General features: G+C 61.3%; 10 protein-coding genes. 3 read left to right on the forward strand and 7 right to left on the reverse strand.

Annotated elements, in window-relative coordinates; translation table 11 throughout:
* Positions 1-11 precede the first annotated feature (11 nt).
* A complete protein-coding gene (locus tag C8J40_RS10570; RefSeq protein WP_132896956.1) occupies positions 12-1,256 on the forward strand; it encodes a DUF2254 domain-containing protein in 1,245 nt (414 codons plus the stop codon).
* Here C8J40_RS10570 and C8J40_RS10575 read toward each other — a convergent pair.
* From C8J40_RS10575 to C8J40_RS10600, 6 genes are all read right to left on the reverse strand, one after another.
* Entirely contained in the window at positions 1,232-2,086 is an 855-nt protein-coding gene (locus C8J40_RS10575) for a Brp/Blh family beta-carotene 15,15'-dioxygenase (RefSeq protein WP_132896957.1), read from the reverse strand. The genes C8J40_RS10570 and C8J40_RS10575 overlap by 25 nt on opposite strands.
* Complete coding sequence (locus C8J40_RS10580; RefSeq protein WP_132896958.1) at positions 2,083-2,796, reverse strand: bacteriorhodopsin; 714 nt, start codon at positions 2,794-2,796, stop codon at positions 2,083-2,085. The genes C8J40_RS10575 and C8J40_RS10580 overlap by 4 nt, the downstream gene beginning before the upstream one ends.
* Before the next feature lie 132 nt (positions 2,797-2,928).
* Positions 2,929-4,275: a HAMP domain-containing sensor histidine kinase gene (locus C8J40_RS10585; protein ID WP_132896959.1), complete on the reverse strand. Its 1,347-nt coding sequence runs from the start codon at positions 4,273-4,275 to the stop codon at positions 2,929-2,931.
* 2 nt (positions 4,276-4,277) lie between these two features.
* On the reverse strand, positions 4,278-4,955 hold the full coding sequence (locus C8J40_RS10590; protein WP_132896960.1) for a response regulator transcription factor: 678 nt from the start codon (positions 4,953-4,955) through the stop codon (positions 4,278-4,280).
* A 65-nt stretch (positions 4,956-5,020) separates the two neighbouring features.
* A complete protein-coding gene (locus C8J40_RS10595) occupies positions 5,021-6,235 on the reverse strand; it encodes a trypsin-like peptidase domain-containing protein (protein WP_165911407.1) in 1,215 nt (404 codons plus the stop codon).
* Between the two features lie 87 nt (positions 6,236-6,322).
* Positions 6,323-7,810 carry a DUF389 domain-containing protein gene (locus C8J40_RS10600; protein ID WP_132896962.1) on the reverse strand — a complete coding sequence of 496 codons (1,488 nt, stop codon included), beginning with the start codon at positions 7,808-7,810 and terminating at the stop codon, positions 6,323-6,325.
* A gap of 453 nt (positions 7,811-8,263) precedes the next feature.
* Between C8J40_RS10600 and C8J40_RS10605 the strand changes: the two genes are divergently transcribed.
* Together C8J40_RS10605 and C8J40_RS10615 are read left to right on the forward strand one after the other, a co-directional pair.
* Positions 8,264-9,580 (forward strand): diguanylate cyclase, encoded by a 1,317-nt coding sequence (locus tag C8J40_RS10605; protein ID WP_132896963.1) that lies wholly within the window; start codon positions 8,264-8,266, stop codon positions 9,578-9,580.
* A 722-nt stretch (positions 9,581-10,302) separates the two neighbouring features.
* A complete protein-coding gene (locus C8J40_RS10615; protein ID WP_132896964.1) occupies positions 10,303-10,548 on the forward strand; it encodes a hypothetical protein in 246 nt (81 codons plus the stop codon).
* Between the two features lie 73 nt (positions 10,549-10,621).
* Here C8J40_RS10615 and C8J40_RS10620 read toward each other — a convergent pair whose 3' ends face one another.
* The gene (locus tag C8J40_RS10620; RefSeq protein ID WP_132896965.1) at positions 10,622-11,062 is read right to left on the reverse strand and encodes a hypothetical protein; all 441 of its coding nucleotides are present in this window, start codon (positions 11,060-11,062) and stop codon (positions 10,622-10,624) included.
* Positions 11,063-11,230 lie beyond the last annotated feature (168 nt).

Below are 11,230 nucleotides of genomic sequence, written 5' to 3' on the forward strand. Positions count from 1 at the left end.
AGGAACGCAGCATGAGGCAATGGTCATGGATCCTGAAGCGGATCGTCCGGCAGATCTGGTTCCGCGCGGCGATCATCAGCATGCTCAGCGTCGCGCTGGCGATCGTCGCCGGGCTCGTCACGCCGTATCTGCCCTACACGTTCGACGCCGATATCGGGCAGCGATCGGTGGGTACGATCCTTCAGATCATGGCCTCCAGCATGCTAGCGGTCACGACCTTTTCCCTGACCGCGATGGTCAGTGCCTATTCCTCGGCGACGCAGCTCGCGACACCGCGCGCGACCCAGTTGATGGTCAGCGACCCGACCTCGCAGAACGCGCTGTCGACATTCCTCGGCGCCTTCGTCTTCTCGATGGTGGGTATCGTCGGGCTGAATACCAGCGCCTATGGCCATGACGGCCGGATCATCCTATTCGCGGCGACGGTGCTGATCATCCTGCTGGTGGTCGGCACGTTGTTGCGCTGGATCGGGCATATCACCGCCTTCGGACGGATGGCCGACGTGATCGACCGCGTCGAGGAGGCCGCGACCAACGCCATGCAGAAATTTGCCGTGCATCCGTTTCTCGGTGGGCGGGCTCCTGTCGCCATCCCCGGCGACGCGGTGGCGCTGAGTGCTCCGCAGACCGGGTACATCACGCATGTCGACGTCGCCACGCTCGGCACCATCGCCGATCGCCATGGTTTGACGGTCTATGTCGACGTCCTGCCCGGCACGATGATGCACCCCGCGCGTACGCTCCTGCACGTCAAGGGAGAGGCCAACGATGCGGTCCGGTCCGCCCTGATCAAGACCTTCTCGATCGAGCGACATCGCTCGTTCGATCAGGACCCGCGGCTGGGCTTGATCGCCTTGTCCGAGATCGCGAGCCGTGCGCTGGCGCCGGCAACCAACGATCCGGGCACGGGGATCGAGGTCCTCAATGCCTTGCTGCGCGTGTTCCTGACGCTTCGGCCGGGCGAAGCACGCATCGATGACAAGGTCGAAACCCATCCGGTTCACATCGGCAGACCGACAATGGACGATATGCTGACGGACGCGTTCGGGCCGATCCTGCGCGAAGGCGTTCAAGAGGTCGAGGTATCGCTGCGGCTGACAGCGACGCTGGCGGCGCTGCACGCGAACCTGCCCGATGCACGGGCCGCGATCGAACGCTGGGCGCACCGCCACGCAAAGCGGGTGACGACCACCATCACGGATCCCGACGATCTGACCGCCTTCGATACGGCTTACAGGAAGCTCTGGCGTGCTTGAGGCGGGGGCATAATCCCCGATTGCCGGGCAACCCCTTCGAAATACGGGGTCACCAGCAGATGCGGCATTGCCAGTGCCGCGATGCCGGCAAACAGCGAACGCACGCCCGAGGGGTCCCATCGCAGCAGCAACCCGCCCACGATCCCCACCAGCGTCACGGCCGCGACGAGGACCGGAGCCGTGGTACGAAGATACGCGGTGGTCGTGACGCACTGCAAGCGATCACGACGCGCTTTCGTCTGTGGCACCGCGTGCAGCACGAGGAACCCCACCGAAAACCCGACGAGCGGGGGTAGAACCAGAAGTGCCGTCGTTCCAATCAGGAGACGTCGATCGTGACTCGCCACGCCGATGATCGCGAGGCAGCCGGCGGCTATGCCACCGGCAATCGCCAGACTGCTGACCATGGTCGGCAGACTTGACGCTTGAACGCCGGCAGAATCGAGAATGCGGGTCAGGCTCGCCGCATGCAGGGCCGCAGGGGTGGCAACCAAGCTTATGCCGCGGGCCATCCTCTCGAACGGCCGGCTTGCCGGGGCATCCTCAAGGCCAAAATGGACGGCGGATGCCAGCAGGAATGCGGGAAGTGCGATCGCGGGATCGACGATCCACCACCAGAGACAGACCAGTAGCGCAGAGACGTACAGTGCCAGGAATGTCGGGCGTCGCTGGTGCTCGATGATTTCGAGATCACTGGCGCCGTGCACTATGCCGACGATGCCTACCGCGATGGCTGCAAACGCAAGCTGCACGGTGAGCGAGCACAATGATGCGATCAAAGCCGCCCCGAAAACGAGGCTCCAGCCAAGGGCCGGGGCGCGTAGTGTCATGCCCGGTAGCCGCGTTCGTCGCCCTGATGCGCCAACGCCTTGTCGAGGTTGGCTGCCGCATAGAACGCATAGACGACCTTCGCGATGACATCCATAATCAGGAACGCCCAGACCGATGCGGGATCAGTGATCAGCTTTAGACCTTCCGGCCCGACCAGGAAGACGATGGGATAGAGGAACCAGATCACCGTCAGGAATATGAGGTTCTTGCTATAGGCAGTGCCCAACGCCGCACCGCGGTTGACGGCCTGTGACCGCAATGGACCCCAGAGCAGATACAGGACGCCGAGAAACGCGACGCAGGACCATCCGTACCAGATCCATTTCGCCAGCAATGGGGCGGCAAGTGACGATATCAGGCCCGTGACGATCATCAAGACATCGAGGACGATGACCGATGTCAGATACCCGCCGACTTCACCGGTCTTTCCGTGCTCGTGGAACGCCAGCAGCACCAGCCCGGACAATAGTATCGGCGTCGTTACCGACCAATCGACATAGCGTGCCAGATAGGTCGCCGAGCCGTCGCTGTTGACCAGCGTGCCGATCCCAAAGGCCATTGCGAGATACGCGGTTGCCGCGATGAACGGAACGCTGGCGTGCAGGAGCGTATGATGACCCGACGGCTGCGTCTTCTTACCCGTCACGTATATCGCCAGCGACGCGACCGACATCACGCTGAAGCCGATCAGAAAAGCGGTTTGATCCACGAGGGAGCCCCCTGTCATAAGGACGACCCGGCGCCGACCTTAAGCCCCTAACATCGCTCACATGTTTTGGGTCCTAACTCGCGATAAGTTCATGAATGCGTCATGTTTGGTGGGGCCGCGACAGACTGATGCTTACGCCTTCGGAAAGTGCACAGCCGCACGAAGCCCTGGCGCATTGTCGCTCAGCGTCAGCGAGGCGCCATGAACGCGGGCGGCGACCCGTGCAATGCTAAGACCAAGGCCACTGCCATCAGAATGACGGCTGGTGTCGAGCCGAGCGAAGCGCGTCATGGCATGCTCGCGCTGGTTGGCCGGTATACCCGGCCCCGTATCCGCCACGACGAGCGTGACCCCATCGAGCCCGCGCGAAAGCGTCACCCGGATCGACCCGCCGGGCGGCGTGTACTTGATCGCGTTGTCGAGCAGATTGGCGACGATCTGCCCCAACAGCGAACGGACGCCGCCTACCGTCACCGGCGTGGTTTCGATCGCAAGGTTCAGACCATGATCGTCTGCCAAGGGTTCGAACAACTCCACGGCCTCGATCACGATCGCCGTCAAATCGACCGGAACGAACTCGCTGGCCATCGTCGTTTCTGCTCTAGCCAGTCGTAGCGTGTCGTCGATCGTCCGGAGCAGGGCATCGAGATCTCCGCGCATATCCGACGTCGCATTATTTTGATCCCCGCCAAGGGCCGCAAGTTCGAGCCGAGACCGGATCCGCGTCAGCGGCGTCTTCAGATCATGAGCAAGCGCATCGGTCGCGGTTCGCAGCGAATCCACGAGGCGTTCGATTTCCGCAAAGCTATGGTTCAGTGTCGCTGCAAGGCGGTCATATTCATCGCCTCGCCCCGTCACGGGCAAGCGCTCGTCCAGATGCCCGGCGCGAAAACGATCGCCGGCGGTGCTGGCCGCATCGAGAAATGCAAGCCCGCGCCGGCTGTACCAGAAGCCGAACAGCAGCCCGATCATGCCGGTAGCCGTGAGTGACCAAGCTAGTGCGGAGATATATCGGTCGCGTAGCAGGCGGCGATCGTCCGAAAGGCTGCCAACGAGCAAACGATAGTCGTTGCCGAGAAGCACCGTCCGCGCCGCGACCTGTCGCTCGATCACCGTGCCCCGCGTCGTCGCGACCTGCGTATCGAAACTACGATACCCGGTGCGGTCGATCTCACTGGGCCATTTGGTGAGATTGCCCGCGACCGGCTGTCCCGATGCGTCGGTCATAAGATAGATGAAGTCTGTAACGCGCGGGCGCCCGACAGCTCGCGACACGGATTGCGCCACGGCGAATGGCCCCTCGCTCTGATAGCGCTCGATAAGCCCTGCCGTCTCGTCGTCGACCGCTGCCTGCGCGCGGGCGTCGAGCAGGCGTACCGTCTGGACATATTGCACGCTCAGGGCGATCCCCGTCGCGATCAACGCGATCAGCGTGATCCAAAGCGCACCGCGCAGCGCGGCTGTCGACGGCCTGCGCATCGTCAGACGGCATCCAGCCGATAGCCCGAGCCGCGGACGGTTCGGATCATTGGACTATCGTCCGGACCGTCGATCTTGGCGCGCAGGCGGCTGACATGGACGTCGACGACGTTCGTCCCCGGGTCGAAGTTATAGTCCCAGATCGCTTCGATCAGCATCGTCCGCGTCACCACCTGCCCCGCATGGCGTGTCAGATAGTCGAGCAGTTGATACTCCTTGTTGAGCAGTTCGATACGTCTGCCGTTGCGCGTGGCCGTGCGGCCGAGCAGGTCGAGCGTCAACGAGCCCGTCTGGCGGGTACCTTGCGTCGCGTCGGTGTCGCCGTGTCGACGGACTATTGCCTCCAGGCGCGCGACAAGTTCGCCGAACGAGAAGGGCTTGGCCAGATAATCGTCGCTACCGGCCTGAAGGCCCGCGATCTTGTCGTCCACCTGCCCCAGCGCCGATAGAAGCAGCACCGGCGTCCGATCGCCTTTTGCCCGCAATGCCTTCAGCACCGACAGTCCATCGAGCTCGGGCAGGTTCCGGTCGAGAATGATCGCGTCGTATTTTCCAACGATTGCGGCGGTGAGGCCGTCGACGCCGGTGGCCGCGTGATCGGACACGTGGCCAAGCTCGACCAACCCGCGGCGGACATACTCTGCGGTCTGTGCGTCGTCTTCGATCAGGAGCAGCTTCAAAGTCGGACCGTTCCATTCGAGGTGTCAGGGAGCGGACGCGTGTACCGCCCCCCGGTTCCATGGGCTCAGGACTGGCCTATCGCTTCGCCGGCGATGCGCAGGTTCAGGGAAACCTGGCGGCCGTCACGCAGCACCTGTATCGGAACGATCGAACCTATCCGAGCCTCTGCTACGGCGCGGGCAAGGTCGCGCCCGTTATCGACCGGCCTAGATCCGAAGCGCCGAACGACGTCGCCGCGTTGCAGGCCTGACCGCGCGGCTGCCCCGCCCTCTTCGACCTCAGCGATCAACGCGCCCTTGGTGGCGTTCGAACCCATCGCGCTGGCGATCTCTGGTGTCAGGTCCTGCAACGAGACGCCGATCCTGCCACGCGACACATGGCCGGTTTGCGCAATCTGAAGCGCGACCTTCCGCGCCATGGCGGCAGGTATCGCAAACCCGATGCCCACGTTGCCGCCAGTCGGGGAGAAGATCGCGGTGTTCACACCGACGACCCGGCCCGCGCTATCGAACAGCGGACCACCCGAGTTGCCGCTGTTGATCGCAGCATCGACCTGCAGAAAATCGTCATAAGGCCCCGCCCCGATTTCTCGCCCACGTGCCGATACGATGCCTGATGTCACGGTGTTTCCAAGGCCGAACGGACTGCCAACGGCAAACACGCTGTCTCCAACGCGGATATGGTCGCTGTCGCCCCATTTGATCGGAGTGAACTTACCCTGCCCTTCGATCTTGACCACGGCGACATCGATTTTGGGATCACGCCCCAGGACGCGACCGGCGAACTCGCGGCCGTCCGACATCTGGACGGTGACGCGGTCGGCGCCGTTGACGACATGGTTGTTCGTGATGACGATCCCGGATGCATCGACGATGAACCCCGAGCCTAGCGATCCGCGCTGCGGGCCTTGCTGTTGTGGCGCCTCGGATTGCCCACCGCGATCCTGCATGCCGAACCCGAACAGCTGACCCAGTCGATCGGCCAGTTCGCCATCATCCGATCCGAACTGCGTCGGTTCGAACTGCTGCTCCTGCGCAGACGCGGGCTTGACCTGGATTTGAACGACGCTCGGTCCGACAGCCTCGACCATGTCCGATAGCGAGGCATGCACCCCTGTCGACGCGACGGCTGCCGGCCCGGGTGCCGTGAACCGCTCGGCGATGCTGGTGCGACCGTCATCCGCGGCAATCGCCCCGCCTGCGACACCGACGAGTGCCGTGGTTCCCAGAGCGACGGCAGCGATCAGCGGGCGTACGGTCAGTCGACGGTTGAGTATCACGGTCTTTGTCCTTGTCCTGTGAGCATATGCTCCCTTTGGAACCGGACGATGAGCGCCGCCTGTTGCGAACATTACATCGGTGTAATCTTACGGGGCAGCCTGCTTGCCCGGTGCTACACCGCCGCTCTGGACGCCGGGCGCAGCTTGGTCGGTATCGACCGACCACCTCAGGCGAAGGCGGCCGCCCGCACGCCCGGGTTCCGCCCGCCCACCTCGCGTAACAATGCCCTCCGCCATTGCCGTGCGCTGCCGCAGGCTGCCGCCCAATACGGCGAGCGTGCGCGCGAGCCGCGCCGATGCCCAGCTTGCTTCGCCGAGCGTCTGATCGTCGATGACACCCGAGTCGATCATGACGTCCGGCAAGACGATGTCGTTCGGTGGATCGAGAACGACGTGCCAGTCGACTATCGCAGCGTCGGCCCGTCGTTCCAGATCGCGGTAGCCAGCAATGCCGAGGCCGGTCAGCGGCGCCGCAGCGGCGCGGATCGTTCGCGCGACTGGATCAAATTGCACGGACGATAGGGGAACGCCTGCGATAAGGGCGACGTCCGCGATCGCACGATCACGCTCGCGAGCGGCGCGCAGCGCATCACTATTACCCGCCCGCGCAATCTGCGCGGCCTCGACCGCGCCGGTTTCGGGAGAGATGCGCACCTGATCGACATGGACATCGACTGGTCGCGAGAGCCGTTGGCGGAGGTCCGCTGCAAGTTTGCGATCCGCCCCCGGCTCTATCCGTGGTGTCAGCATTACGGCGCGGACGCGGACCGGGTTCGTACCATGGTCGATCTCAACTTGGCTCAGACGCGCACCGGGTGGGAAATCCTCCCCGAGGGCGTCGCGCACCTGCCGCTGGGCGACGGCTTCGAACGCGATCCGACGCAGGCCAGCGCCGAGAGGAATGGACAGGACCCCGATCGCGACGGCGAACAGGACGAGTTGCCAGCCGGTATGGTGCGGTGAGAGGTGGCTGCCAAAGCCGTAGCAACGTGCGACCAAGGCCGCCGTCAGGGCGATGGTGATGGCATTGGTCATGAACAGCAACAACGCGCCCGAGAAGACCACCCAGTTCCATGTCGCGATGCCGAACCCAACTACCACCAGTGGCGGCATGAGGGCGATCGCGATGGTGACCCCGACGACCGTACCCCCGCGCCCGCGGATCAGCGCATAGCCCCCTGCGATTGCCGACAGCAGCGCGACGAGCAAGTCGAACAGCGTCGGCTGCGTCCGCCCGGCAATTTCACTGGTGATAGTCTGTACCGGCGACAGCAGGATCAGGACGACGGACAGTGCCACCGCGATCGCCGCGCCCAGAACCAACGCCGTTGCGGCACGACGTATCTCATGAAAATCGAGCGTGGCGATGCCGAAGCCCAAACCGATGATCGGCATCATCAGCGGCGACAGCAGCATGGCGCCGATCAGCACCGCGACGGACGGCATCAGCAACCCAAGCAAAGAGATCGCGGCCGAGATGACGATCAGGAAGGCATAGCGCCCCGACCACCCCGCTTCTTCGGCGATCTGTCGCAGGACGCCGTCATGATCGACGCCTTCGGTAGCCTTGGCCATCCACGCCCGGGGGAGCGTAACGAATTTTGATGGGCTTAGATGGATTGGTTCGTCTCCGTCATGGCGAAGGCCTTGGATAGACCGTTGTACAGATCTTCGCCAAATGCCCACAGGGTGGCGATACGAGTAATATGCGCAATCGCAGACACCGGCATCCTAGGTCATGTCAACGCCAGCGCTCGGATGGGAAGAGCCGATCAATTAGCCGAAAGGCCCCCCGCCCCGACATCCTTGAAAATCGCCCACGATGGGCGGTGGGCCTCCCAACTTTGGCCGGTCAATCTAGGTACCCGTTGCCCAAACCCCATCCGTGTTCTCGAGCGCACGTCCAGATAGAATGCTTTCACCTTTTGCCTTTAATCAGAGGCATGTGAAAGCCACTGAGAGCCCAATCGTTCGCGATATTCCAGACGAACGTACGTCGAGCTTGTTGCCAGTCTGTGCGGCACGCGCATGCCCGCAGTGATCATGACGCTATTGTTCCTTATGGTTGGTGCGCTCAGCGTCCGTGCCTCACAGGATATCGCTCTGGCGAGCCTGGTTGCCATGGGAGCGTGCGCGAGCGTGGCCCGCCTTGTCGTTTTGATCCGCGGTAGACGGCTCTGCGTCGACGCTGAAATGCCGTTAGTCGCCGCCCAGCGCTTTGAGCGCCAGTTTGCGCTAACCTATTGGGCCTTCGCAGTTGTCTTTGGTCTCTTTGCCGCGCGATCGTACATGGTGCCACCTGCAGAATGGCAGATGCCCATCGGCATTCTCGTCGTGGGCTACGCTGCCGGAGCGGCATCTACCGTTGCGATGCGTCCTCACATCGTTGTTCCGAGCCTGATTTTCGCAGTGACACCACCGGCTGCCACTCTTTTGTTCCGGGGAGATGTGAATGCCAGTTTATCGTCTCTGTGCCTGTTTGCGCTGCTCGCTGGCGGCCTTCGTAGCGCCCGCCAACGATATCGTTCGCAGTCGGCCAAGGCAACAACGCGGCACGTCTTTGCTCGTCAGGTCAAAACGGAACACCTCACTGGGCTTGGCAACCGTCTCGCTCACGCCGAGGCATTTGAGACAAACGCCCGGCCAGAACGACACGGACGTATCGCTTTTCATTATGTTGACCTTGACTTCAAACCAGTCAACGACCGCCTTGGTCATCAGGTAGGCGATAGCCTGCTATGTTTGGTCGCCGATATGTTGCGGGCATGTAGTAATCCTGGCGACGTGGTTGTTCGGCTCGGTGGCGACGAATTTGTCGTCGTGCAAATCAACTCCGATTCTGACTTCGACGTTGAGCGACAAAGATTACGCATTGAGCATGCCTTGAACGGTTCATACGTGTTGGACAGCCATTCGGTGAACTGCGCCGCTAGCGTCGGATCAAGCCGCTACACTCGTAACAATCAGAGTATGAATTGCCTTCTGGTGGCTGCGGACGAAGTGCTGAGACGGAGAAAAGCGGAGCGGAAAAATAACATTGGAAGTCCGCCTGTCGATACCGGCAGCCGCAAACAAAGTGGTGCGATTGATTACGCCTCGGTCGCGGAAAGATGCACAGACAACTACTCCGTCGCGCACGACATATTGAGTAATGCCGAAGCGTATGAACAATTAGCCGTTACCGGAATCGCCGCAACGACATGGGAGAGTGCGCCGGATGGCCTTATCGAGACCGACAGCCCTAGCTGGCGGGCCTATACCGGTCAAAGCTATGACGATTGGAAAGGCTATGGCTGGCTAACCGCAATCCATCCCGACGACCGGTTAGCTACCATGGAGAAGTAGCGTGAGACTGTACACGATCAGCAAGCGGTCGATGCGGAATACCGGTTAAGAGGGAAGAACGGGCAGTACCGTTGGATGAGTGTCCATGCCGTTCCGATGCGCGCTAAGGACGGACGGATTGTCAGGTGGCTAGGTATTAATATCGATATTGACGATCAGAAGCAGCTAGAACTTGCGAACCACATTGGGAGTTTCCCGGCCTAAATCCAGGAGACCCACAATCGGACGCCCAAGCCCCTTCCCTCGCTTCTCAATTTCGGATGCTGGTTCATCTTCGCGAATGACTAATTTTGAACCCCGGCTATCCGCTCGCGTATGTCGTATTGGAGAGGAAAGCGGACATAAATCGACGTTCTACCGACAACCCTCCGGATGAACTTGCAAACTGTGGTCGCGACGAACGAGGGATATGGTGGCCCCTACAGTGCAGGCACGGAGAAGCATCGGCGTGGACCGCAGCTCTTGGGTGCCGCCGTCGCGCAATCGCACGATCACTGTAGGATGGTTTCCGACTTCGTCAGCGTAGCTTCCGAACCGAACGACACTTGCGACCTCGACCGCAGCAGGCCCCGAAGATCGATACCCAGCGGCGATGATCGCTGCCAACGCTACTGAGGTAAACGCCAAAACGACCTTCCACTCGCCGACAATTGAGCGCCACAGACTGTCCACGCAGCACCTATAACAGAAAGGGTAATGTCCGGAAGTGGGCGTCAGCCGCCATGCGAGAGGAGAGCAGCGACGTGATCGCGCATCCGCTCGCGCTTGAAGGCGGCGTAGGGTTCATCCCGTTCACGTATGTCATCGTCGTCAGCGCAATGGCTCAATTCTCCCCACGCGATCTTCTCCGCTGGATCAAGCGCGAATGGGTCAAGCACCGCGGTGTCGAACTCGGACTCGGTTACGTCCCCGCCATCAGCAACACGTTGCAGGGCTTCAAGAAGGAAGGCGCGGGCGACCGTCATTAGAGCTTTGTGACCTACATGCGGAATGACCGCAATGTGGGCGAAAGCGGATGGGCCGCAACGGGTAGGTTAGCGGTCATTTGTATGCATGCGAGACGGCGGGTATACGAGAAGCGCATTCCGATTCAGACCTACGTTCCATCTTTTTGATTTTGACAAAAACGAATTGGTTCCCCGGCCAGTTCTGCATCATTGTCGGCTGCCGGGGAGCGATATACCCTTGTCCGAAGACGTGGAAACAGATCGTTTCCCCAGGACGAAATTTCATAGCCTCATTTACCGGAGCAGCATAGATTTTTTGCCACTTCCCCTCAGTTAACTGAAAATCCATGACCTTAAGACCGGTATACGGGTCGGGCAAAAAATTGGGATACTCCCAATGTGCTTCTAAAAAACCGCTAACCCATCTCAATCGCGTCGCATCTACGGTCTCTTTACTAGCCAGCGGTGTCGATACCGTTGCGACGACAGCGCATAGGCTGAGCGTGACGAGTTTCTCTAAGTTGAAGCTCGTCACATTGGTCCGTCCAACCGGACTTGAGCTGCTATCGCCCATTCAGTTGAGCCCGAACGATTGATGCAAAACTTTTGCAGACTGTGTGGAAAGTCGTGAACAGCGCGGTCGGTGTCAGCGATTTCCAATCTCGAGCGGTTCGAGAACCAAATGAGCCCGAAGGTGGCCGTT

The sequence above is a fragment of the Sphingomonas sp. PP-CC-3A-396 genome (assembly GCF_004343105.1).
GTDB lineage: Bacteria > Pseudomonadota > Alphaproteobacteria > Sphingomonadales > Sphingomonadaceae > Sphingomonas.

What these genes read in the sequence shown, in the direction of transcription:
- C8J40_RS10570 (WP_132896956.1), top strand. Translation starts at nt 12, where the DNA reads ATGAGGCAATGGTCATGGATCCTGAAGCGGATCGTCCGGCAGATCTGG.
- C8J40_RS10575 (WP_132896957.1), bottom strand. Translation starts at nt 2,086, where the DNA reads ATGACACTACGCGCCCCGGCCCTTGGCTGGAGCCTCGTTTTCGGGGCG.
- C8J40_RS10585 (WP_132896959.1), bottom strand. Translation starts at nt 4,275, where the DNA reads ATGCGCAGGCCGTCGACAGCCGCGCTGCGCGGTGCGCTTTGGATCACG.
- C8J40_RS10600 (WP_132896962.1), bottom strand. Translation starts at nt 7,810, where the DNA reads ATGGCCAAGGCTACCGAAGGCGTCGATCATGACGGCGTCCTGCGACAG.
- C8J40_RS10605 (WP_132896963.1), top strand. Translation starts at nt 8,264, where the DNA reads ATGCCCGCAGTGATCATGACGCTATTGTTCCTTATGGTTGGTGCGCTC.
- C8J40_RS10615 (WP_132896964.1), top strand. Translation starts at nt 10,303, where the DNA reads ATGCGAGAGGAGAGCAGCGACGTGATCGCGCATCCGCTCGCGCTTGAA.